General features: G+C 56.6%; 19 protein-coding genes. 8 read left to right on the top strand and 11 right to left on the bottom strand.

Annotated elements, in window-relative coordinates; genetic code table 11:
- Positions 1–23 precede the first annotated feature (23 nt).
- Both AC5S16_RS21265 and AC5S16_RS21260 read left to right on the top strand, forming a co-directional pair.
- Positions 24–2,225: a S9 family peptidase gene (locus AC5S16_RS21265; protein ID WP_493932128.1), complete on the top strand. Its 2,202-nt coding sequence runs from the start codon at positions 24–26 to the stop codon at positions 2,223–2,225.
- Positions 2,222–3,115, top strand: coding sequence for an MBL fold metallo-hydrolase (locus AC5S16_RS21260; protein WP_493932127.1), 894 nt, complete (start codon positions 2,222–2,224; stop codon positions 3,113–3,115). Before AC5S16_RS21265 ends, AC5S16_RS21260 begins: the two co-directional genes overlap by 4 nt.
- On the opposite strand, the gene AC5S16_RS21255 is transcribed toward AC5S16_RS21260, so the two are convergent.
- The 4 genes from AC5S16_RS21255 to AC5S16_RS21240 all read right to left on the bottom strand — a co-directional run bounded on the left by AC5S16_RS21255 (position 3,112) and on the right by AC5S16_RS21240 (position 7,770).
- Positions 3,112–3,873, bottom strand: a complete 762-nt coding sequence (locus AC5S16_RS21255) for a hypothetical protein (RefSeq protein WP_493932126.1) — start codon at positions 3,871–3,873, stop codon at positions 3,112–3,114. The genes AC5S16_RS21260 and AC5S16_RS21255 overlap by 4 nt on opposite strands.
- 177 nt (positions 3,874–4,050) lie before the next feature.
- Entirely contained in the window at positions 4,051–5,625 is a 1,575-nt protein-coding gene (locus AC5S16_RS21250) for a S53 family peptidase (protein ID WP_493932125.1), read from the bottom strand.
- Between the two features lie 187 nt (positions 5,626–5,812).
- Entirely contained in the window at positions 5,813–6,154 is a 342-nt protein-coding gene (locus AC5S16_RS21245; protein ID WP_493932124.1) for a cupin domain-containing protein, read from the bottom strand.
- On the bottom strand, positions 6,151–7,770 hold the full coding sequence (locus AC5S16_RS21240) for an acyl-CoA carboxylase subunit beta (protein ID WP_493932123.1): 1,620 nt from the start codon (positions 7,768–7,770) through the stop codon (positions 6,151–6,153). Before AC5S16_RS21240 ends, AC5S16_RS21245 begins: the two co-directional genes overlap by 4 nt.
- A gap of 85 nt (positions 7,771–7,855) precedes the next feature.
- On the opposite strand from AC5S16_RS21240, the gene AC5S16_RS21235 reads away from it, so the two are divergent.
- Positions 7,856–8,107: an AbrB/MazE/SpoVT family DNA-binding domain-containing protein gene (locus tag AC5S16_RS21235; protein ID WP_493932122.1), complete on the top strand. Its 252-nt coding sequence runs from the start codon at positions 7,856–7,858 to the stop codon at positions 8,105–8,107.
- Entirely contained in the window at positions 8,104–8,502 is a 399-nt protein-coding gene (locus tag AC5S16_RS21230; RefSeq protein WP_493932121.1) for a type II toxin-antitoxin system VapC family toxin, read from the top strand. The genes AC5S16_RS21235 and AC5S16_RS21230 overlap by 4 nt, the downstream gene beginning before the upstream one ends.
- A 1-nt stretch (position 8,503) precedes the next feature.
- Here AC5S16_RS21230 and AC5S16_RS21225 read toward each other — a convergent pair whose 3' ends face one another.
- The gene (locus AC5S16_RS21225) at positions 8,504–8,674 is read right to left on the bottom strand and encodes a hypothetical protein (protein WP_493932120.1); all 171 of its coding nucleotides are present in this window, start codon (positions 8,672–8,674) and stop codon (positions 8,504–8,506) included.
- A 225-nt stretch (positions 8,675–8,899) separates the two neighbouring features.
- Here AC5S16_RS21225 and AC5S16_RS21220 point away from each other — a divergent pair, with 225 nt between their 5' ends.
- Together AC5S16_RS21220 and AC5S16_RS21215 are read left to right on the top strand one after the other, a co-directional pair.
- The gene (locus AC5S16_RS21220; protein ID WP_493932119.1) at positions 8,900–10,204 is read left to right on the top strand and encodes a Y-family DNA polymerase; all 1,305 of its coding nucleotides are present in this window, start codon (positions 8,900–8,902) and stop codon (positions 10,202–10,204) included.
- A 262-nt stretch (positions 10,205–10,466) separates the two neighbouring features.
- A complete protein-coding gene (locus AC5S16_RS21215; RefSeq protein WP_493932118.1) occupies positions 10,467–10,904 on the top strand; it encodes a gamma-butyrobetaine hydroxylase family protein in 438 nt (145 codons plus the stop codon).
- Positions 10,905–11,344: 440 nt separating this feature from the next.
- Here the strand turns inward: AC5S16_RS21215 and AC5S16_RS21210 are convergent, their stop codons facing one another.
- The 5 genes from AC5S16_RS21210 to AC5S16_RS21190 form a co-directional block, all read right to left on the bottom strand.
- Positions 11,345–13,135 (bottom strand): MutS-related protein, encoded by a 1,791-nt coding sequence (locus AC5S16_RS21210; RefSeq protein WP_493932117.1) that lies wholly within the window; start codon positions 13,133–13,135, stop codon positions 11,345–11,347.
- A gap of 43 nt (positions 13,136–13,178) precedes the next feature.
- Positions 13,179–14,924 (bottom strand): AAA family ATPase, encoded by a 1,746-nt coding sequence (locus tag AC5S16_RS21205; protein ID WP_493932116.1) that lies wholly within the window; start codon positions 14,922–14,924, stop codon positions 13,179–13,181.
- Between the two features lie 186 nt (positions 14,925–15,110).
- A complete protein-coding gene (locus AC5S16_RS21200; protein WP_493932115.1) occupies positions 15,111–16,097 on the bottom strand; it encodes an aldo/keto reductase in 987 nt (328 codons plus the stop codon).
- A gap of 204 nt (positions 16,098–16,301) precedes the next feature.
- Complete coding sequence (locus tag AC5S16_RS21195; RefSeq protein ID WP_493932114.1) at positions 16,302–17,015, bottom strand: hypothetical protein; 714 nt, start codon at positions 17,013–17,015, stop codon at positions 16,302–16,304.
- Between the two features lie 111 nt (positions 17,016–17,126).
- Positions 17,127–19,550, bottom strand: coding sequence for an ABC transporter permease (locus AC5S16_RS21190; protein ID WP_493932113.1), 2,424 nt, complete (start codon positions 19,548–19,550; stop codon positions 17,127–17,129).
- Positions 19,551–19,603: 53 nt separating this feature from the next.
- Between AC5S16_RS21190 and AC5S16_RS21185 the strand changes: the two genes are divergently transcribed.
- Complete coding sequence (locus AC5S16_RS21185; protein ID WP_493932112.1) at positions 19,604–20,038, top strand: hypothetical protein; 435 nt, start codon at positions 19,604–19,606, stop codon at positions 20,036–20,038.
- A gap of 98 nt (positions 20,039–20,136) precedes the next feature.
- Positions 20,137–20,349, top strand: a complete 213-nt coding sequence (locus AC5S16_RS21180; protein ID WP_493932111.1) for a twin-arginine translocase TatA/TatE family subunit — start codon at positions 20,137–20,139, stop codon at positions 20,347–20,349.
- A gap of 110 nt (positions 20,350–20,459) precedes the next feature.
- On the opposite strand, the gene AC5S16_RS21175 is transcribed toward AC5S16_RS21180, so the two are convergent.
- Entirely contained in the window at positions 20,460–24,248 is a 3,789-nt protein-coding gene (locus tag AC5S16_RS21175) for an outer membrane beta-barrel protein (RefSeq protein ID WP_493932110.1), read from the bottom strand.
- Between the last annotated feature and the right edge of the window lie 232 nt (positions 24,249–24,480).

The raw sequence follows: 24,480 nt of genomic DNA, 5'->3' as shown, positions 1-24,480 counted from the left end.
AGATCACCTTTTAGAGGTATTCAGTGCGCCGTTTGATCGCCTTTTTCTCCCTCTGTCTGCTCCCCTTTCCCTTCCACGCCTACGCGCAAAAACAATGGACCGTCTCTGACATCTACGGCGGTCGCATCTCCATGGGCCGTCCTCCGGGAGAGATGACATGGGCGCCGGACGGTACACGCGCCATCTATATCGGCGACAACGGCGACATGATGGAGATGGATGCTGCCACTGGCAAAACCGGCAGACTGCTGAGTCATGAAAAGCTTACGCCCATCATGCATGTGCAGCTGAATGAGAAGGACCGTGATCATCGCGGGCGCTATGGCGAGCCGGACTATATCTGGGCGCCGGATTCGAAGCACCTGCTCTTCGACACTAATGGAACCTTGTGGATGTATGACCTGAAGACCGGTGTTGGCACCGAGGTCGGCCACACGGGACAAGGCAGCGGCGACGATCCAAAATTCTCGCCCAACGGGCAGTACATCTCTTATCTTCACGACCACAACCTCTACGTCGGCAGGCCGTCGGCAACTGCGACAGCCGTAACGAATACGCATGAGCCGACGCTGCTGAATGGCGAGGTGGACTGGGTCTATCTTGAAGAGCTGGACGTGCGCAGCAACTATTTCTGGTCGCCGGACTCGAAGCAGCTGGCCTACCTGCAGATGAACGAAGAGGCTGTGCCGCAGTATCCGATCACGGACTGGGTCCCCACGCACGCCACCATAGACCAGCAACGTTATCCGCAGCCCGGAGATCCGAATCCCGGCGTGCGCGTCGGCGTCGTGAGCGCAGGCGGCGGCAAGACCACATGGATCAAGGTCCCGCTCGATGCGGGCAACGACTACATTCCGCGCTTTGGATGGGTTGATCCGCACGTTCTCTGGATTGAAGCACTGACGCGTGATCAGAAGCATATGAACCTGTACTTTGCGGATGCGCGTACAGGCGATGCGCGGCTGGTCCTGGCGCAGAACGACGACAAGTTCTTCGATGCGACCTACGATGTAAATTTCTTTGCGCCGGGCGAGTTTCTGATTACCAGCTGGCGTGATGGCCACACGCACATCTATCGCTACACTTATGTGGCGGCGAATCCTCTGAATGGCGAGGCCCAACTCGCCGGACAGCTGGAAAAGGGCGATTATGAAGTGCACGGAATTCAGTCGATTGATCTGAAGAGCCGCACTGTGTATTACACCTCCAATGAGGGCGATCCGCGCCAGCAGCAGATATGGAGCGTGAACCTTGACGGCTCGGGCAAGAAGCGCATCTCAACCAGTAATGGCGCGCACGATCCGGAATTTGCGGAAGGCACTTCAAACTATTTCGACAAAGCCTCTGACCTGATGACGCCGCCTTCACTTGACCTCTGTCATGCAGGCGGTCAGTGCCAGAATATCTGGCATCCAAAACAGCTCGAAGAATACGAGATGGTAAAGCCTGAGCTGCTTGAGCTGAAAGCTGCCGATGGCAAAACCACGCTCTATGCATCACTGCTGCTGCCGCCGGGTGCAACATCTCCGGCCAGCGTGCCGCTTATCAACAATCCCTACGGCGGCCCGCATGCTCAAACCGTGCGCGATCACTGGGGCGGTCCGAATTTCCTCTTCGATGAGCTTCTGGCGCAGCATGGTTTTGCCGTGCTCCGGGTCGACAACCGCGGAATGGGCGGGCGGGGACGTGATTTCGAGCAGGCTGCGTATCGCAACTTTGGCCCGGTGCAGTTGAGCGATCAGCTTGCGGCCATCGACCAGGTACTCACGAAATATCCGCGGCTCGACAAGAACCGCCTCGGCTGGTGGGGATGGAGCTGGGGCGGGACCTTCACGCTGAATGCGCTCTCTCACTCTGACCGCTTCCGTGCCGGAGTCGCTGTTGCTCCGGTGACTGATTTCCGCAACTACGATTCCATCTATACGGAGCGCTATCTCGGCCTGCCCGCGCAGGAGGCTGACGCGTATCGCGACTCATCTGATCTTGAAAGCGCGAAGAACCTCAAAGGACACCTGCTGCTGGTTCATGGAACGGGCGACGACAATGTTCACTTCGCGAATTCGATTCAGTACATCGAAAAATTGATCGACGCGCACGTGGCCTATGATTTCCAGCCATATCCGCGCAAGACACACTCCATTGCCGGGCCGGTGGCGCATACGCATCTCTTCGAGCGGATCCTCTGGCACTTTGATACTTACCTGAAAGCAGGAGCGGCACAGTGAGCCATCCCGCAGAGCGAGCTGATTCGCATGAGCCCTTGCGCGGCCGTACCACGCTGGGCGATTTCGAACTGACCGTTCTCAGCGACGGTTTCTATTTTCTCGATGGCGGCGCGATGTTCGGCGTAGTCCCGAAGCCGTTGTGGGAAAAACGAGCGCCGGCCGATGAGCAGAACCGTATTCTGCTGGGACTGAACACGGTCGTGGTGCGCACCGGCAAACATACCGTCGTTATCGAAACCGGAATTGGTAACAAGCTCAGTGACAAATTGCGGCAGATTTACGGTGCGCAGGAGAAACTGCTCGACGCTTTTGCTGCCGCTCAAATCAAGCCGGAAGAAGTCGACATTGTAATCAACTCCCACCTGCATTTTGACCACTGCGGATGGAATACGACGCGCAGGCCGGATGGCAGCATAGTGCCGACATTTCCCAATGCGCGTTACTTTGCGCATCGCGGCGAAGTCGAGCATGGGCATTTGCAGCTGGAGCGCGATGCCATCAGCTACGTCAGCGCGAATTATGATCCTCTGGCTGAAAGCGGACAGATGACTCTGCTCGACATCAAGCGCGGCGAGATGCAGGAGATTGTGCCGGGAATCTCAGTCGAAGCATTTCCCGGACACACATTACAGATGATGGCTGTGCATATTGATTCGGGCGGCAGACGCGCATGCTATATCTCTGACCTGGTCCCAACCAGCGCGCACCTCGACGTGACATGGGTGATGGGCTACGACCTTGATCCACTGACATGCATTGAAGAGCGCAAGCGCTTCTATGCGCGTGCCATTCCGGAGCAGTGGCTGGTGCTCTTCACTCATGACCACCACACGCCCTTCGGCTATATCGAACGAAATGACAGGGGCAAGCCGACGATGAAGTCAACTTAAGCGCCAAGACTTAGTTGATGCTTCTCAGTGGCGAGACACCTGTTGTAGTCGGGATGATGGAATCGGTGATAGACGTAGATGTGATCGTGCCATTTTTCGTACACATGGCCTCTGAAGGAATATGTCCGCATGATGTGGTCCCTGCATAGCTGGCGTTCCGGACTTGAGTTGAAATCGCGAATGGCCGCTAGAACACCAATCTCATCCGTGACCGCAGTATCCGGATATCCTGAAATGTCGTCGAGATAGCACCAGACACGCGGAAGAACATTCTGCTTTGACAGGATGGGAAGCGCTGCCATGGTCGAGCTGTAAAAGTCCAGATCGAAGAAGATCGCTCCAAGCGGCGCATCGGCGCGAGGTTGCCAATCGTGAAGGGTCTGGCTCACGTTGCCCAGAATCAATTCGGCCCCCCCGGCAATACGCTTTTCGAGCGCGGCTACGTCCATCTCATAGGAACCGATGGGCAGGGCGTACAGCTGATCGCGCGGATCATTGCTGGGCGGAAGGCCTGCACCGTTGTCGAACCCCGTTAGAAGAATCTCAATTCCCAGAAGCTTCTCGATTTCGCGGCGATGCTCCATCAGGCAGACCATGCCGTTCCCGCCGGCCACTCCCATTTCGACGGCCGTCATGGCCTTATGTCCAAGTTTTTTTGCTTCCTCGGCGGCATGAAACAGGCACCAGCCATACCATGGACGATTTACGGCGCCGGCGTTCAACCGGGCACGGTATGATCCGACCGGAAAACGTTGCACCAGCTTGCGTAAGGCTAAAACCCGTAAAGGAACAGGGCGGGAAGAAACATCCAGCAGGCGATCCACCAAAGACAATGAAGTGCTCCTGTCAGCAGGTCTTTCAGGTTGGCAAATTATATCAGCCGAAAAATTTTGCACTCCGCACGGCTGACGTATGCCGTGCGGAGTAATGAAATTCTAACTGGCAGCGGTCAGGGCTGTCAGAATGGCAGCACCATTCGGAGAACCAAGCCCGGTACACGCATCCCAGCCCTGTCCAGCGGAGTAAGAGCCGTTGCTTCCCTGCGTGATGTCATGGAATGCTTTCGCGTTCTGATAGAGGGTCTGATTGATGAAGCCGGCAGACTGACCTCCATTCTGTGTTCGCTGCTGGTTCACCAGGGCAATCAATCCCGCCCACAATGGAGCGACAGCGCTCGTGCCGCCAACCACTTCCTGCTGGCCATCGGTCACAATATTGTAGCCGGTCTCCGGCGCGGCATCGCCGGCAACATCAGGAACGCCACGGCCTGAACTGCCTGAAGGGACCACGCCTGATTGCCACGAAGGCACAGCAAATGTTGTGCTGAAACCGCCTCCAGTAGCTCCTCCGCCTTGAGACTGATCGTCCCATACAACTTCCTGCGAGATCTGCGTGCCGCTGGCAAACAGCTCAGTGCCGCCACAGGCAAGCACGTGCGGGCTCGATGCAGGGAAATCAACGACCGTGCCGCTCGTGCCATCACTCGAACCGCTGTCGCCGGAAGCAACCGTGATCGTGACTCCGAGCGCTGCGGCTGACTGGCATGCGTTGTCGAGCGCTGTCATGGAAGATTGCGACCAGCTTGATTCCGGACCTCCCCAGCTGATGGAAAGCACGGATGGCTTGTTGGTCGTGTCGTGCACTGCGGTAGTAATGGCATCGATGAAGCCCTGGTCGCTGTTGGGCGCAAAGTAGACAGCGATCTTTGCGGCTGGCGCGACTGATCCGGCGACTTCGATATCAAGCTCGACTTCGCCATCCGCGCCACTTGGATCGCCCGGCGAATTGCTGCCGCCATCAACGGGGACCGCAGTCACAGACGGCGTGCTTAATCCAACTCCTTTAAAGTAGGTCTGGAGATCGCTGTCTGTATAACCGCCGCCCAGCTCGAGAATGCCGATCGCCTGGCCGCTGCCATTCAGATTGGTGGGGAAGCCATAGAGCTTCGCTACCTGTACGGCGCTGAAGGGTTGCGGCTGGGCTGCCGCAGGATCCTTCTTCTTTTTCTTCTTGCTGGGGGCGATATGGTTCAGACGGCGGAAGTGCGGCGTTGCCACGGGCCTTGCATCGAGTCCCAGAATCGCTTCGACAATGCCGGAATGCTCATCCGGCAAGCTAACAGCACCTTCAAAGCAATGAAACCGCTTTTTGGATTTCGTGTCCTCGTAGTCATGAAGCTGTACGTCAAAAGCTTTTTCCATATCGGCAACGGTACCGCGCAACACGATGGTTCTCCGCGGCAGGCTCGACGCTGCTTCATCAACAGTAAGAGAATGGCTTTGCGCAAATTTTTTGACGCTCTCAAAGTCCCCTGGATCAGCGGCGTACTGCGCATTGAATTCCTCATGCGAGAGCCTGCGGCCCTTTAGTTCACTTAAATTCAGCGGATTCTTCCGCCTCACGATGACAGACACGCTGATGGTCTGTTGCTGTGCGGTAGGGCCCAGACGCGTTGCTGCAGCAGGCGCCTTCCGTTCACTTTTCTCCAGTCGTATGCGGCCAGAAGCCATGATTCACCTCATTCAGCTGAGTTTTATTGGGGGTCCTCGGCAGAAGGTCGGGCAATCACACTTTATCAGTGCGCATCAATCTAACATCAATTCGTACGCGCTTCACTTTAACATCTGTTGGTAACAGCGATGCAAACGAACATATCGTTTGTTTCTTCATCGGGTTTATGTATTAAAGATGCAGAATTCAGCTATGACGATCACCATGACTCGGCGGCTGTGAAATCACCAGAAAGCGCACGTCAGCTGTGGAAAGATTTTTCGCCTGATGCGGCAATTCTGGAGCAATCTCGATGCCATTCCGCCCTTTGACGAGAACACACTTGTCATCAAATTGCATTGTCAGCTCACCTTCGAGCACGTAGAAGAATTGACGTGAACGCATATGCCAGTGACGTTGCTCCTGTGCATCCGGGGGCATGCGCTCCTCGATAACACTCAGGCCCTCGGCACGCACCAGATGCCATCCATCGCAGACATCGCCCCAGGTGTAGTGTGGGGCATTCTCAGTACTGACGGTTCCGCTCATAGCGGAATATTACCGTGCTTCCTGGGAGGATTTTTGTCGCGCTTGCCATCGAGCATTTCAAGCGCCGTGATCAGGCGCCGGCGCGTTTCATGCGGAAGGATGACGGCGTCTACATATCCGCGCTCGGCTGCAATATAAGGATTGGCGAACTGTTCGCGGAACTCATGCACTTTTTCAGCGCGCGCGGCGGCGAGGATCTCCTGCCTGCGCTCTTCGCTCAGCGGGCCTTCTTTTGCTTCGGCGTCAGTGACAACTGCGGCGAGTTCGCGCCCATAGACGATGCTGACTGCGCCTTCCGGTCCCATCACTGCGATCTCGGCTGTGGGCCATGCCAGGTTGAGATCGGTGCGGATATGCTTCGAACTCATGACGCAATAGGCGCCGCCATATGCTTTTCGTGTGATCACCGTGAGCTTCGGCACGGTCGCTTCGGCAAAGGCGTAGAGCAGCTTCGCTCCATGACGGATGATGCCGCCGTACTCCTGCTGTACTCCGGGAAGAAAGCCGGGAACATCTTCAAGTGTGATGAGCGGAATATTGAAGGCATCGCAAAAGCGCACAAAGCGCGCGCCTTTTACACTGGCGTCGATGTCGAGCACCCCGGCAAGAAATGCGGGCTGGTTCGCCACAATGCCCACGGGACGGCCATTCATCCGGGCAAAACCGATGACAATATTGCGTGCGAAGTGCTCGTGAACTTCGAAGAAATATCCATCATCGACAATGCGCTCAATCACCTGCTTGATGTCATAAGGCTGATTCGATTCAGCAGGCACGATCGAGTCCAGCTCACGGTCAGCGCGGTCTACGGGGTCGCTGCATGCGCGACGCGGCGGGTCATCGATATTGTTCGACGGCAGAAAACCCAACAGCTCCCGAATCATGGCGAGGCACTCGGCATCGTCGTGCGCCATAAAATGGGCTACTCCAGAGATCTCGTTGTGCGTGGTCGCTCCGCCAAGCTTTTCCTTTGTGACTTCCTCGTGCGTCACTGTCTTGATGACATCCGGCCCGGTCACGAACATGTACGAGGTCTTGTCGACCATCAGCGTGAAATCGGTGATCGCGGGCGAGTAGACGGCACCGCCGGCGCATGGGCCAAGAATGGCAGAGATCTGCGGCACAACTCCACTGGCCAGAGTATTGCGCAGAAAGATGTCGGCGTACCCGGCAAGCGATACCACACCTTCCTGAATGCGAGCGCCGCCTGAATCATTGAGGCCAATCATCGGCGCGCCGACACGCATGGCCATATCCATCAGCTTGACGATCTTTGCCGCGTTCGCTTCGGAGAGCGAACCGCCGAAGACTGTGAAGTCCTGGGCAAAGACGAAGACGGTGCGGCCATCGATGCGTCCATATCCGGTAACGAAGCCATCGCCGGGAATGCGCTTTTCCGCCATGCCGAAATCGGTGGAACGGTGGGTGACAAACTTGTCGGTTTCTTCGAAGGTACCTTCGTCGAGCAGCAGTGCAATGCGCTCACGCGCCGAGAGCTTGCCTTCCCTGTGCTGGCGCTCGCGGCGTTCCTTGCCACCGCCTTCTTCGGCCTGCCGGTTACGCAGCTCGAGCTCAGCCAACATGTCGGCCCGCAAGCCGTGGTTTGTAGTTTCCATGCATTGCGGATTATAGAAGAGCAGCGGTGGAAAGAGTTGTTATCGATTGAATGTAAGGCAATTTTACCTTACCATATAGGAAGATATGACCACCCTTACTATCACCGCAAAAGGACAGGTCACCTTAAAACGGGAACTGTTGAAGCATCTGGGTGTAGGCCCGGGTGAGAAGATTGAAGCCGACAAGCTGCCGGATGGCAGGATTGTTGTAAGGGCAGCCGCACAAAGCGGCACGATTTCTGATTTCATCGGTTGCCTGTCGCACAAGAAAGGGCCGAAGCTGACCATCGACGAAATGAATGAAATCGCTGCCCGCGGATGGTCAAAGGCAAAATGAAGATTGCTGCAGACACCAATGTGCTCGTCAGGGCTGCTGTTCAGGACGATCTGCGCCAGGCGCGGCAGGCAGTAAAGATCCTCCAGGAAGCCGATCTCATTGCTGTTCCCATACCTGTCCTCTGTGAATTTGTGTGGGTGCTTCGTCAAGGCTATAAGAGGCCCGTTTCAGAAATTTCGGACGCGATCCGCCGCCTGATGAATGGTGCGAATGTAGTCATGAATCGTCCGCCGGTGGAAGCGGGATTGGTCACGCTTGAGGCGGGCGGGGATTTCGCTGACGGCGTAATTGCCTATGAAGGCAGCTGGCTGGGTGCAGAGGAGCTTGTTTCCTTCGATAAAAAAGCCATCTCTATCCTGCAGGCACAGGGCTTTGAGGCGCGCCTGCTCTCCTGAGTCAGAGCACTTCCTTATGGAAGAGGTCGTCCTTCTCCTCACAGGGCGTGCAGACGCATCCGACGGCGCATCCGATCAGCATGGCAACGCCAATCGTGATCAGAATGGCGGGTAGAAAATCGCTTAAGCGCGAGAAGTGATTCAGAAGATCGTGCATTTTCAGAAACCACATACGCTTGCTCCGATTGCTAAGAACCTAAAAACCGTATTCAGAGTTTTCTCCGGTGTCTCTATCATTGCACTGCGATTCCACCGGAGAAAAGCAGAATCTTCAGCGAAGATGGATGTCTGGTTCCGCAATGGAATTGACGTTTTCAACAGGCAATTAGTTGAACCACGGGCAATTTCTCTGGACATTAGGCAAAGAAAAGGCGAAAATTAAATATAGCTTGCTCCTATGTTGGACCGTGGAAAACGCGAAACGGGAGCCGAACCGCGCGTTCGCTGGCTCCTTCTGGACCTGAACTCCTACTTTGCCTCGGTCGAGCAGGAACTGCGCCCCAGATTGCGCAACCGCCCTGTAGCCGTCGTGCCTCTCATGGCGGACACCACTTTCTGTATTGCCGCCAGCTATGAGGCCAAAGCTTTCGGGGTGTATACCGGCACCCAGGTGGGCGAAGCGAAGCGTCTTTGCCCTGAGATTGAACTCGTCGAAGGGCGCCATGAGCTCTATGTCGATTACCACCACAGAATTGTCAATGCAGTGCAGACCTGTGTTCCGGTGACTTCTGTCATGTCGATCGACGAAATGGCTTGCAGCCTGATCGGTCGCGAACAACCGCTGAGCGCGGCGCTCGATCTCGGACGGCGGGTGAAAGAGACCATTCGCAAGGAAGTGGGCAGCATGCTGCGCTGCTCGGTGGGTCTCGCACCAAACCGCTATCTAGCCAAGATTGCCTCCAACATGGAAAAGCCCGACGGCCTGATCGCGCTCACCCCCGACATTCTGGAGCCCGCGCTCAAACGCCTGGTGCTGCGCGATCTTCCTGGCGTGGGCGCGCGTATGGAACGCCGCCTGCACGAATGCGGCATCCAGACTATGGAGCAGCTGCTGATGCTGAACCGCGAACAGATGAACGATGCATGGGGCGGGATAGGCGGTGAAAAGCTCTACCATTGGCTGCGCGGCGAGGACTTCAACAACCCTGAACTCGAGCACCAGAAATCCGTCAGCCAGAGCCATATGCTTCCGCCTGAGTTCCGGACGCGCGACGGAGCTTATGCCATCGCGCATAAGCTTCTGCACAAAGCAGCTATGCGCCTGCGCGCCGCGCAGTTGTGGACGACGAATATCTCCCTTGCAGTAAAATTCGCCGTGCCCAAAGCCATCGCCAGGAAACAGCACCACTCCGGAATTCCGCAGATTGGATGGTCGCACGGCATGACAGTTATCGAATGCCAGGACAATCAGACCCTCGTAGAAGCGCTGTGCAAGCTCTGGGCCGAGATGCCGACTGGTCCGCAATACGAGAAACCCTTCTTCGTCGGCGTATGGCTCGGCGAGCTTGTCCCCAACCACCTGCATACGCTGAGCCTCTTCTCCGGCCTGGAAGAAGAAACGCGGCGCACGCAACTCTCCGCCACCATGGACGCCCTGAACCACAAATTCGGAACAGACACGCTCTTCCCCGCCAGCATGCTGCTGGCCAAGGCCGCTGCCCCCACACGCATCGCCTTCACCAGCATTCCTGATCTGTTCTAGGCCCTGTGCCTCCGGCGGCCGCTGCGCGCGGAGCGGTCCTTGCCGGATGGGCCTTCGCAGCAAGCAGGGCGGGAGAAAATACTCCCGCCCTGCTTGCTGAAAAACCTTCGACATCCACCACGAACTTGTCATCCTGAGCGCAGCGTAGCGAAGTCGAAGGACCCGCACGAGCAACGCTCATGCGATTCGTTGCGAAGCAACGACCGTTCTCTTACGCGGCGGCACAGAATGAAAAGCATCCTGAGAGATAAACTAAGAGTAGATGAGTCACGAAGGAATCCGCTTCGTTTCGGAGGAGGAAGCACGACGCGCTGAGCGGGAAGAGCGCGAGCTTCCGCACGAGGCCAAAGAACCCGCCAAGGTGCGGGTCTTCAAGTCCGAGGGCACGGGCATGGAGATTGTCTGGAAGGACGGCCATCGCAGCCACTGGAGCTTCGCCTGGCTGCGCAACGCCTGTCCCTGCGCCACGTGCCACGACGAGCGCGAGAAATCCGGGCGCAGGCCAGGTGAGCCGAAGCCGAAACCAGATACGCTGCTGCCCATGTACCAGGCGCCTCCGCAGCCTGAATCCGTAACGCCCGTGGGACGCTATGCCATCAGCTTCCACTGGAAGGACGGCCACCAGAGCGGGATTTATTCCTGGGATTATCTGCGGCGGCATTGCGGATGCGAAGCGTGCCGGCAGAGACTGGCAGGGTAAATGATTGCAGGAAAGGTTTTTCTGCGGCAGAGAATGCCTTTGTCAACGATTCCGAAAGTAACATTTGGCTGTAAATTATTGGTTTCAAGCGATCCTTGTGATAACGAGCAATGACCCGATATCTTCCTTGTTTCTGATATCCTGAAATTAAGAGCAAAATAGACAGAAGCCCGCTGGATCTCGGTGGGCTTTTTATTGTCTGGAATCAGGACTTTGCACGGAGCTTGCTTGTTTTCAATACTTTGCCGCATTAAAAACAGAAGCTGTGTGTTTTCAAAGACTTAACACCTCCCCCAGGAGAGGGGAGCGGTAGGCGGAAACAGGGGGCAACCAGAATGTCTGAGATTTCCCGCTGCGAAAACTTCTGTGCTCTCCGTGTCCTCTGTGGCGAAGCTTTTTAGGGCTTTCGGACATACGGACACACTATTTCTTGAAATGCTCTAAACTTCCAGACCGATCGATCGCATCAGCTTCAAGGCATTCGTAGTCTGCACAATGCCCGGGGCCAGCTTGTAATCGAAGTGCAGCTTGCCGTCTTTGAGAGAATCGGCGAAATGAAAATTCGCAGCACTGCCATCGAGTGTTTCCGTAATTTCAGCCAGGGCAAGATCGTGCGTGGTGATGAGGCCGATGGCTCCTCGCGCAAGCAGCGAGCGCACGAAGGATTCCGTTCCAACGCGCCGGTCATGCGAGTTGGTGCCGGAGAGTAGTTCATCGAGAAGAAACAGCACCGGAGCTTCTCCCCGGCTCAGCTCATCAATTTTTCGCAGACGGGTGATCTCGGCGTAGAAGCGCGACAGGCCGCCCTGCAGCGAATCAAGGATACAGATCGATGCGGCGACAGCGAGAGGAGACAGCGTGAACTGTCCGGCGCACACAGGCGCTCCAGCCTGAGCGAGCACTGCGTTGATTCCAATGCTGCGGATAAATGTGCTTTTGCCCGCCATGTTGGGCCCGCTGATGATCATGAGCTGCAGGTTCTTATCGAGCTGCAGATCGTTGGCGACAGCGCGGCCGCGAGGAAGCAGCGGATGAGCCATGCCTTCGGCGTGAAGATAGGGGCCGTTCTCGACAAAAACAGGAAATGTGTTTTCCGGATGCTCGTAGGCGTATGCAGCCAGCGATGCCAGCGCCTCCACTTCGCCGGTGACCTCCAGCCAATGGCGCACGCTTGCTCCGAAGTGCTCGCGCCACGCTTCAATGGCGAGCACCCATTGCGGCGACCAGAAGATGAAGAGGTCGAGCAATTTCACAAACCAGTTTTCATGCTGGTCAAGCCAGTCGACCCGCTTGCTTAATCGATGGATGGCTTCTGACGGGCAGATGTGATCACACTGCAAACTGCTTTTGAGACGAATCAGCTTTTCGGACTGGAAGGGCTCCTGCTCGATTTCCCTGAGGACAGACGCGAGTATTCCCAGATCGTGCGCAGCGGTATCAATCTCGGCAATGGCATGATCTACTTTGCCGCGAGAGAAATAAGTCAATCCGAGATTCAGCACGCTCATGCACCCAGCGAAGATTCCCCAGCCCCACAGGAGCCAGCCGGTAATACTGAACACCCAGCAGAGGGCCAGCACAGGCGCTGCAACGCGCAGCAGACGATGCGGGCTGAGGCGCGATGTTGATTCCGACCATGCAATCAGTGCATCGGGATGGACACCAATACGAACGTCATCACCGGCAAGCGCGAGCCGTTCGCGAAAGTCGAGCCGCGGCGCCAGGTCCTGAATTGCTGCCTGCCGCTCTGTGATCTCAGCGACCGGCGCATGCGTGAGAAGCCATTGCGCTAGCGTGGCTTCTCCTGCGCGGGTGCGCGCCGTGCACAGCAGCTCGAATAGTCCGCCTTTGCCGAAGAGATCGAGGTCACGCGCATAAGGATGTTCCGGATCGATGAAGGACTCGCCTTGCTGGCCGGTCCCGGCCCAGCGGTCTTCGAGGCGCACCATGCCTTGTTCGTAAAACCGGCGCAGGCGGATGCAGCGCCGGAATGTCCGCAATGTGCGTTCGTGGAGAATGAAAAGCACGATGAAGATCGCAATTGGCAGGAAAACATACGCGATCTGGGCGGAATGATATTTGGCAAGCCAGATAATGAGCGCGACAACAACGAACCCGACAGCCAGTTTCGCTCGAATGAAGAATCTGTCGCGTTGAGACTGGCGCTCTTCTATATGTTTAAGAGCATCGAGGCGAGCAGAATACTCTTCCCTGGGGTGTAGTCGATCCACCTACTTATTATCAGGCGGGAACTTGCTTGCAGGATATGTGGACCTAAGCCATCTCCACCGAAGCCAACTCAGAATATTTCTTCAGCTTTCCGGTCAGGATGCGCTCGACGGATTTCCGCTCATCGCCTTTGAGGTTCTCGCTCAATTCCAGAGCGCGCTTCAGCAGTTCGCAGGCTGCGTGTTCGGCTTCGCGGTTCGCTGCGGTATCGGCTGCGACCCGCAGTGCTTCGATCGCCTCTTTCCAGCAGCCGGCGGCTTCATAGTGGCGGGCGAGTTCTGAGGCAATGCTTGCTTCATTTTCGGCAAACATGATCTTCAGCCGCTCTGCGACGCGACGATGGCGCTCGGCGCGTCGCGCTGCCGGCTGGCGCGAATAGAGCGCCTCGCGGAAGAGTCCATGGGCAAAGACGTAGAAGGTGGAGCGGGCGCCATCAGGCAACTCGTCCTGTCCGGCGGCGTTCAATAGATGCGTGCGGCGGGCGAGCGAAGCGTACTCGTCTTCGACATCAGGAACTCCAGTCTTGAGGGATGCTGCTGCCGCCCATGCGGGGAAGATCGCGCCGACGATGCTTCCAGCTTCGAGCAAGCGGCGGTCAGCTTCCGAAAGCCGCTCGAGCTGCAGCTCGATCATGCCCAGAAGGCCATCGGGGATGCCCAGTTCGATCTCCGCCAGCGGAACCGCCAGCTGCCACTCGTCATTCTCCTTGAGCAACAGCTCCTGGCTGCGCAGATGCTCGAGTATGGCCGCCATAAAGAGCGGATTGCCTTCGGAGTGCTGATGAATGAAACTCGTCAATCCCTGCGGCAATGCATCTGTCCCGAGCTCCTGCTCAACATAGGCGGCAACCGCTTCCCGGCTGAGCGGTCCCAGAGGGATGACGCAGCACAGGCGGCGCGTCAGCAGATCTTCCTTCAGGCCCTTGAGCGGATGCTGGCCGTCCAACTCACCAGGACGACAGCTTGCCAGAATCATCAGCTTCGCGCTGCCGCGCCTGCGCGCCAGCGCCGAGATGAAGTCGAGCGTTGAGGCATCGGCCCAGTGCAGATCTTCAAAGACGAGAAGCAGCGGCTCATCGTGCGCAATGGCTTCAACAGCTTCGCACATTTCGCCGAGAGATGGCGTTTTTGCTTCGCCGTCCGTCTTCCTGCTGAACCATGCGGGCAGCAGTTTGGCGAGCAGCTGATTGGTCTTCTCGTATTGCAGCAGATGGCTGAGCGCCTCGCGCACCGGATAAAAGACTTCCTTGCCGCCAAAGCCTTCGACAGATTGCCCGCGCGCAATGCGCAGCCTGTTATTGTCACCAACACGGTTACAAAATGCATCTATCAGCGCTGTCTTGCCGATGCCTGAGTCGCCGGAGATGAAAATCAGCTGACGAATGCCACGCGCAGCACGATCAAGATCGCCTTCAAGTTTTTCGATTTCTGTCTGCCGCCCGGCGATGTGCAGCTCCGTCTCCGGATCGAGTGCGGGAGTATTCCGCACTTCGCCTACTTTTGAGACGAAGCGGTATCCGCGCTTGGGAACGGTTTGAATGTATTGCGGCTCTTCGGGATCGTCACCCAGGACTTTGCGCAGTTCCAGAATGTAGGTGCGTAGTACCTGCGGCTGGACGTAAGTCTCAGGCCACAGTGCGTCGAGAAGCTCGTCATGGGTGACCAGGCGCTGTGGGTTGTCAACCAGATAGCTCAACACCGCAAATGGCTTGGGGGCCAGCGGCACCTGTTCGCCGTCGCGCCACAAGCATTCGTTCTGTGCATCAATCTGGAAGCAACCAAACAGCTTCATAGGAAAAGTGAGCGGAGCCTTTGTCGCCTAGACTTGTTCTGTAATGAATTGTTAGCAACCCATGGGCCAGCATGGATCAAAATCAGCGAATGATTCTGCATGCTTTAGCTGCATGGTCACCGCTCGAAAATTGTTGGTTCTGTCCGGATTCGAACAGAAGTGTCCAAATTCGGACTATTTTTATCGTTAAAGATTCAACAACTGCATCATTGCCGGAGCATAGCGTTCTCCTGCTGCCACTCCTTGCGGGGCAATGGCGTCAAGCGTTACGATCTCGTCCTTCGTCAGCTTGACTTCCACAGCAGCCGCATTTTCTTCAAGATAACTGCGCCGCTTCGTTCCTGGAATCGGCACTATGTCGTCTCCCTGTGCCAGCACCCAAGCCAGCGCAAGCTGCGAGGCCTTTACCTTCTTCTTTTCGGCCAACTCTTCAATCTTCGTCACAAGATCTAGGTTCTTCTGGAAATTCTCTCCCTGAAAACGAGGGGAAGTGTGCCGCCAGTCATCGGCAACCAGATCACCGGGCTTGCGAATCTGTCCGGTAAGAAAACCGCGCCCCAACGGTGAATACGCAACTAACCCGATGCCAAGTTCCCGCGTGGTGGCAAGAACATCGTTGTCCTCAAGGTCACGGCTCCAGAGCGAATACTCACTTTGTAGGGCAGAGATGGGATGCACGGCATGAGCGCGGCGAATGGTCTTTGCTCCTGCTTCTGAAAGTCCGAGATAGCGCACCTTGCCCTGCCTGACCAGCTCGGCCATCGCGCCGACAGTTTCTTCAATTGGTGTATCAGGATCTACCCTGTGCTGATAATAAAGATCAATCGTATCGATGCCGAGCCGCTTCAGGCTGGCGTCGCATGCGGTGCGCACATACTCTGGACGTCCACTGACGCCACGCGACCCATCAGGATTGCGCACGATGCCGAACTTTGTAGCGATGATGACGTTGTCGCGGTGCGGACCGAGGACGCCGCCCACCAGAACCTCATTGGTATGCGGCCCGTAAATATCAGAAGTGTCGAAGAAGTTGATGCCGAGATCGAGCGCCCGATGAATCGTCGCTATCGATTCCGATTCATCCCGGGGGCCATAGAAATCCGACATCCCCATACATCCCAGTCCGAGGGCGGAAACCTTCAGGCCCTGTGTCCCTAAGTTACGCTGCTGCATGCGTCTCTCCTGCTGGTGTATCAGATTCACCGCACATACAGAGGATGCGAATGGTCAAAGTGTTTTCTCCGCATGGTGAATGCTGCTATTTATTCGCCAGATTGTTTTTAAAGATTTTCGACGGACTGTTTTGAAAAATGCGAAAGGCCGAACCCCTTTGGGTACGGCCTCCTCCTATAGATTGGTTCGTTTTATTTCAATCTCTTACCTGTTCAGACCCTTACCCAACCGATAGACGACACCTACGGAGATGGCAAACTGATCCTGAATGCCGCCGTCTCCGAACTTTGTAATCGTTGCATCGGGTGAGATGCGGAAGGCAAGCCGCGGCGAGCGGTTCAGGTCAATCGATCCGCCAAACGCGCCGCCAAAGGCAAGCTGATTGCTAAAGAGCCCAAGCTGCGCCGGCGGAACTCCGCTAAGGGCGCTTTCGAAACTACCGTAAGCTCCGCCGACCAGCGCATGCAGTGTCAGCGATGCGTGCTCGTTGCTCGGACCACGAAATTCCGGGCCGGCGAGAAACATGTGCTCGCTCACGAATGGGCCTTTAATTCCATAAGAATTGGGTGTAACGCCGCTCGTGCCGTAGTATCCGCGTACATTCGCAGCCACTGCCCAGCGCGGCGTAAAGAAGCGCGCAGCCTGGATATCAAATCCGCCGAGGTTTGCGCCCTGCAGCAGGTTTGGTCCCGCGTTGAAGTGCGAATAAGCAACGCCGCCGTACAATTCCCAGCGGTAGTCATATCTCACGCCAGCAAGTGCGTAGTTGGGAGCGACCTGAGGCTGTGATGGTGCCGATGGCGGTGTCTGTGCCTGCGTTTGCTGAGATGGCGCCTGTGGCGTAGTGCTTTGCGCCCGAGAATAAAGAGTGGCAGTGGCCGCAACGGCCAGAAAGAAAAAAAGCGTCCTTCTAAACAAAAACTCCTCCAACACATCCGGCGAGCGGAAATTTGCCGTAAACATCAAAGATACATGGCGGAGCGGCATTCTGTCAGACGGTTCCCGCCCCGTCAGAGTGAGCATCAGCCGCTACTCTTCATGCAGGACAATCGCTGGATCAACTCGCGTCGCTCTCGCGACCGGTCCGAGGCCCGCCGCTGCGCCGATAGTCAGAACCATAAGGACTGCTCCGATATAGGAAACAGGATCAGACGGCGTGATGCCATAAAGCATCGACGCGATGACGCGCCCCAGCAGCAGGCAGACCACCAGGCCTGCTGCAACACCGGGCGCAATCAGCAACGCCAGCTCGCGCGCAAGCAATGTGACCACATTGCGCTTCTGCGCGCCCAGAGCCACCCTGATACCGAATTCGCGCCTGCGCTGCTCGGTGTCATAGGCAAGAAGGCCATAGAGCCCCGTCCCGGCCATGAGGATGGAGACGATAGAGAAGATCATCGCCAGAACTGTAAGCAGCCGCTCCTGCCATAGCGAATCGCTGACCTGCTCTTCCATTGTGGCCACTCTGGCGAAGGGCAGCTGTGGAGCCAAGGCTGAGAGTGCCCTGCGCGCTTCAGTGATTATGGATTGAGGCGCGCCTGCTGTTCTCACGTAAAGAAAGAACTCAGAATTCGAGCCGGGATGGAATTCCTGCAGATTGACAGACGAGTAAAAGATGGGAAGCAGAGGCTCACGCAGGGAGCGATACTTCGAGTCGCCCGCCACTCCCACAACAATATTCGTCGCACCCGCGACCGTGCCCTGAGGACCCCTGCCGAATGTTTTTCCGATTGGGTCTTCATTCGGAAAGATCAGGCGCGCAAATGCCTGATTGATGACAGTGGGTGAAGGATCGGAACGTTCCTGATCTGCTTCCAACAAACTGCGCCCTTCAAGAATGGGAATACCCAACGTATCGAAGAAAGTGCTCGAGACTCCATTGAGGCTTGTATTCAGGAATGTCTGCGACGGGACCTTGAATCCTGTACGTGCCACCGTGGATTTCATGCCGATTCGCTGCATCAGCGCGGCGCTCGCGAGACTGGCGTTGCGCACGCCAGGCAGGAATTGCATCCTTCGCAGCAATTCCCCGGTAAAATCCCGCGGTAGTTGAGCAGCATTTGCATCGCTTCCCAGATTCAGCGTGAAGGTCACCAGGTGTTCGACGTCGAATCCCGGGCTCGTGTGCCGCAGGATATAAAACGTGCGCACCATCAGTCCGGTTGCAACCAGCAGAACCAGTGTCATCGCAGTCTGGAACATCAACAGCCCGCGGCTGAGAGTTCCGGAACGGCGCGTAGCTCCGCTGCTGGCGCGCAGCGCTTTCTGCGGATCGACGCGGAAAGCAAACCATGCGGGAATGATGCCAAATATCAGGCTGATACCGAAAGCCACCGCTGCGATCAGCAGGCCTGTTGTCCAGCCGGGAACAAGCGATACCGGCAGAGGCATGCGGCTATGAGGCAACAGCCGCGTGAACAAGGGTGCGCAGGCATAGGCGAGAAGCAATCCGCCGGCAGTGGCAATCAGCCCCAGGCTGACGGACTCAACCAGCACAGGAACCATCAGGCGGGTGCGTGTAGCTCCGAGCGCAACGCGTACCGCAGAATCTCTCTCGCGCTTTGTCGCTCGTACCAGCAGCAGGCCAGCGACGTTGGCGCAGATCATCAACAGCAGGGCGGCCAACCCCCAGAGCAGGAACGAGAGCGCTCGGCCGAACTGTTCGCGCAAGGCGAATCCGCCTTGAGAAGCGGGCAGCAGAAACCCCGTCGCTCTCGTGTCCACATCCTTTGCTGATGCCTGAATGACCTTGTAGACGCCGGAGAACTCTGCCTGTGCCTGCGCAAGCGTTGTACGGCGGTGCAGGCGGCCAAGGATGGAGAAACCGCGGTCGGGGTCAGGGTCGTTCAGAGCTTTCTTTGAGAGCAGAGCCTGCGCGGAGATCGGCAGCCAGAGGTCGGGAACCGAATCGAGCGAAGTGCCGAAGAAACTCTCCGGCGCGACACCCACAATCGTGAAAGGCTGCTTCTCAAGAAAAAGTGTCGTGCCGATTACTCCGGCAGAGCCCCCAAATTCTCGCTTCCAGAAGCGGTGGCTCAACACAACGGGAATGCCCCCGGAATGGACCTGCTCGTCAGCTTTGCCCAGAAGACGGCCCGTCTCTGCGTTCACTCCAAGCATGGTGAAGAATCGTCCGGAAACCATGTGCGCGAGGACAGGCTTTGCACCCGCGCTGGACGTCATCACGGTATCGACATCACCCTCTACCGCGAGATCTTCAAAGCTGCGCATCGGGCGCATGGTTTCATACATCGTGTATGGGAACCATTGCCAGTTGAAGGCGGGCGGATGTTTCTCTGCGACGCGCACCAATGTTTCCGGGTGAGTCACGTGAAGCGGATGCAGCAGAAGCCGGTCGAGCGCGGTGTAAAGCAGCGCAGCAGTACCTAATCCGAATGAGAGCAGCAACACGGCCGTCAGGTTCGCCCCCAGATCACGCCTCAAAAACCGCATTTCCACCTCCATGAATTACCGTGAAAGCCGCCCTTCCCGTACTCTTAATAAGAATGCCCGCTGACCCTCTGGCTAACACTACCTTCGATTCGCTCGATGCCATGATGCAGGCTTACGCTAAAGAAGCCGTGCGCACCGCGTCTCGTGAATATGACGTGCAGCTTGATTATTCGATAGTATCCATCCCGTTATTAGAGCGCATCCTCGATCAGGTGGCTTCGCGCGTGGAAGCCGATACCGGTTTCGAGACAAAGCTCTGGGGCAGCTACTTCGGGGAGGTTTTTCGCCGGCAGTATGCATCCGAGTGGTCGATGAGCGTATACCCAGGCGGCAATTTCTCCGTACCTACGGTTGAAATTGCAGAATCGCGCATTTATCCGCTGATGAAGGTCAACCGTCGCCTGACCATGGGCACGTCGGAAAGCCTGGTTTCCTTCAGCGAGATGGTAGAAAAACGCCTGGGTCACAAACGCCCGCATTTCGATTAAGCTGGATGTGAATTCCCACCGGCGCAACTGCGCTGTGCGACAATATTAGGAACGGAGGAAGTTCCCGGACGCCACTGGCAACGGGATATATCCCAACTATGCTGGACAATCTTCTCAAACCCGAGCACCTGCTGCTGATTCTCGCGATTGCGCTTTTGATCTTTGGCCCTACAAAACTTCCCGGCCTGGGCAAAGGCCTGGGTGAAGCCTTCCGCGGCTTCAAGGAAGGCATCAAGGGCTCCGGCTCATCCGACAGCGAGAAGCAGGAGAATTCTGCCAAGTCTGAAGCCTCCACAGCGCAGACCAAGTAACTGCGCGCCCAGCGCCGCAGCAGACGTGTATCCCACTCTTTCCTCGTCCAGTCTGTTCTCGTAAAAAATAAGGGGACCCACAGGGTCCCCTGTCGGAAGGCCATTTTTCCCTAAAAGCTGTACTTGAGCGCCACTTCTATCACGCGGCGTCCGTATTCATACGCCGGCTTGCCGGTGGTCCCTAGAGCGCCGCTATTAGTATTTCTGCCGCCCAGGTCGCAGGTTGGCGCTGTGCTTCCCAGCGTGGACGTGTTGCAAGGCAACGCCAGGTTCTGGTCGCTCGCCAATCCGAACTGCGGCAGCGCATGGTTCATGAAGTTGAAGGCCGAAGCTCGGAACTGGATGTTCTGCCGCTCAGTGACTTTGAAGTTCCTGGCAAACGAAAGGTCACTGTTAACGTACTTCGGACCATGAATGTACGGCCAGACAGTCGGACCATTCTTGCCAAGTGTAGTCGGGGTCTCAAAGCAGTTGGGATTGAAGCTCGCGCCGCCCTGAGTTCCACGAGGATCGCAGGTCAGGTACGGCATCATCACCACTGCATTGGTGCCCAGGTAGTAGCCGTTGTTTGCCTGGACGCCGCCGGTGGTTCCATAAGCGACATTCAGAGTGCCCTGGGTATTCGGCTGGATCGGCGCGCCGCTCTGCAGCTGCACGTCGCCTGAGAGGTCCCAACCGTTCGTCAGAGTCTTTACAAAGCCGTTGCCGTTCATGCCGGGCAAATGAAGCACATACGCGGTGTTGAAGATGTGCGTATGGTCATAGGCCAGTGGTCCATAGTTGGCGCGCAGGTTAAACGGATCGATCATGGTTCCGTCGCCGCCACCATTATTGCTTTGGCCGTCGCGAATGCCCATCACCTTGCTGAAGGTGTAGTTAGCAAGGAAGGTATAACGCCCGGTCTGCTTCTGCAGGGCAGCGACCATACCGTTGTAGTTGGAGTAGCTGCCGTGCTGCACTACATTCAGCACTCCATAGTTCTTGTACGGGCGGTAACCAGAATAGTAGTAGCTGCTTGACACGCCGCAGCGACCGCTGTCGCAGGCCATCTGCCACAGGCTCTGGCCATCGTTAGGCGCACCGGCAAGGTGATACGTGCCATAGAACGCGCCCACCGGGATTTTGTTGATATTGGCATAGAAGTTTTCTGTCGTACCGTTGCCGGTAAAGAGCGCATTGTCTGTACGGTTGCCGATGTACTGCAGCTCGAAGACCATGTGGCCGGGGAGTTCCTGGTCCACCATCACATCCCAGTTAATCGTCGTGGGAATCTTGTCTTCGCCTTCCTTGATAACGTCTATGCCGCTGGGGCAGGTATTGCCACCATATGCGCTGTTGGACGCGCTGGAGTCGGCCCCCTGCGGCAGAGCGCACCAGGTTCCGCCGCTCGATCCCACTGGGTTGCCCAGGGATGCAAAGTCCTGTGTTGAGCCGGTAGTGACGCTGGCTACATTCCACGAGGGATTCAGGGCTGGATCGACATCGCCCTCAGAGAATTGCCAGCGATAGATACCTACGCCGCCGCGCAGAACCGTTTTACCATTGCCGTGCACGTCATAGGCGAAGCCAACGCGCGGGTCAGGATTGAGGAACTTCGAGACGAACCCGGAAATCGGAACGCTGCTCTTGTTCTGATGCCAGCGCATGCCCGGCCACTGCACGCTGGGAATGCCCTGGTCGTTGTTCGAGTCCGTTGCATAGGCCGCAGCATCCCACACAGCAAGGCCGGGACCCTTCACCGGATACCAGTTTCCTTCGTGCTCGAAACGCACGCCGTAATTGAGCGTCAGCTTGTTGGTTGCATGCCACGAATCCTGAGCATAGATCGCCCACTCATTGTAGGTCATATTGTGGACAGGAGCACTCTGGGCCTGCGCGACGCCATCAGTGTGGCCAATCAACATGTCAGCAAACTGGTTACCGGTTGTGTAAGTTGACCAAGCATCGAACTCAATCATGCCCTGCGTCCAGCTTCCATACCCGGTCGTCTGTGTCTGATTGTTGTCGGCCCAGAAGAATCCGGCCTTGACCGTGTGCTTGCCCCATACTTTGGAGAAATTATCCTGCCAGGCATAGGACTTCTTGATATTGCCGTATCCGTTGCCGAAGGCCTTGATTGCCGGCGGAGCATAAAGGCTGGAGAAGCCGCCGTTATTGTTGCCTATGCTCGCTCCGTTGCCCCAGCTGATGATGTTCGGCAGCTGATCAAAAGAGTTATCCGCCGATACACCGAAGGGCAGGTACGAAGTGTAGCCTGCCGTTGAGGCGTGCATGGCATTCGGATTAGAGAAGGCCGGCGGGAAAGTGAAGTATGTGTATGCGAAGGCTGCTTCGTTGGTCGTGGTCGCATTGATGATGCGGGTGTAGTTGGCGGTCCACATCTTCGAAAGCGTTGTAGCATTCAGTGGCGATGGGACTGGCGCTGCGGAACCAGGGGACCACCAGATGCCGAAGTTGTTGGTGTCGCTTTCGTTCTGCTTGGTGAAGACCACGTTGAACTTGTCATTCGGCGTTGGATCGTAGTCGCCGCGCAAACGCAGTTCCCAGCGGTTTACGGGCGGAGCATCGAGGAACTTATAGTTATAACCGCCGGTAGAAGCCGGATCGACGTTAGGCGGATGCAATTTGTTGAAGTAGGTGAGCAGCGCCAGGCCGTTCGGATCGATCCTTCCCTTATTCGTCAGCACGCCATTCTGCCAATCTGCAAAGCCGGGGTTGCTGGCATTGCTTGCGCCGCAGTACGTGGTGTAATTCGGCGCAGGCGAGTTAGCCACTGAGCTGCACGGAATCTGCGCACTCTGCCACCAGCTCGAATTGCTGCCGCCCAATGCTGCGGGAGGCGCACTGAAGTCACCATTCAGCATCGCATCGGTCGGCGTATCCAGAAAGTGGATCGTTGGGAAGGGATTCTGGAACATCTTCTCGAAACCGGCAAAGAAGAAGAGCTTGTCACGGTTTCGGTTGAAGCCTGTTCCGGGAATCAGCACCGGACCGCCGATGGTGCCGCCAGGGTAAATCTGGTGGTCCATGGGGCGCGATGCGCCGGGGTTCAGCGCCTTATATGATGCCTCGTTGGAGTTCGCCTGCCAGTTGCGCAGATAGGTATACGCGTTGCCGTGAAATTGCTGTCCACCGGCCTTGCTGGCGATCTGGATGATCGTTGGGCCACGCGGTGTATCCGCGCCAAAGGCCGCGTTCAGATAGGTAAACTCAGCGGTCGTGTCCTGGTTCACATTGGCGATCTGCGTTCCCTGGTTGCCCACATCCACCAGGCTCGCGCCGTCGAGCGTCATCTGCATACCGCCATAAGGCTGCGTGCCGTTGGCGGAAAATGCCCCGATCGGACCGCTGTTGGTCTGGGTCGTCTGCGAGTCATAGGATTTCTGTGTGAGACCGGTGTTCATGCCCATGCCCGGCATGAACTTCACCAGCTCAGCGGCGTCGCGGCCCTGAATGGAAATGTTTTCGACCAGCTCCTGATTGATCGTCGTACTGCTGGTGCCGTTATCTAACGGAATTACGCCTGCCTGCGAGGCCGTCACCTGGACTACCGACGTCGAGCCTGAAATCCGCAGGACCAGCTGCGCCAGTGAGCGGTCATCGCCCGCGTGAATGACGATGTCCGTTGCCACATAGGGATCGAAGCCCGGAGCCTTTATCGTGACGTTGTACGTGCCTACGGGAACTGCAGCGAAGTTGAAGAAGCCGCTGTTGTTTGTAGTGATGATGCGCTTGTCACGGCTGAGCGTATTTTCCAGCGTGACCTGAGCGCCCGGAATAACAGCCTGCTGCGCATCCAGCACTGTACCGCTGATGGTGCCTGTTCCGCCCTGGGCGAATGCCGGTTTGCCAGCCAGCAATATCGCCAAAGCGAAAACAATATATGGTAGCGTTCCCATAATTCCGGGTAAACGCATTCTTTTGAATGGATTTATGAACCTCATGACGTGTAGACCCCCCTTCAAATAACCTCGCGTTCGAAAGCCGAAACTGCGGTTTCGGTCTGTTTTCTTATTCCCATTTACTTTTATGTAAACTTACCTAAATCAATTTACTGATATCGCATATGTCCGTCAGCGCCATATTCACCCAACACAAAGGAGAAAAGGATTCCCTTATCAGGAAGATGGG

This window comes from Acidobacterium sp. FHG110202_01 (assembly GCF_059115305.1).
The sequence above is the reverse complement of the archived record's forward strand: the minus strand, read 5'-3'. Positions and strand labels throughout refer to the sequence as shown.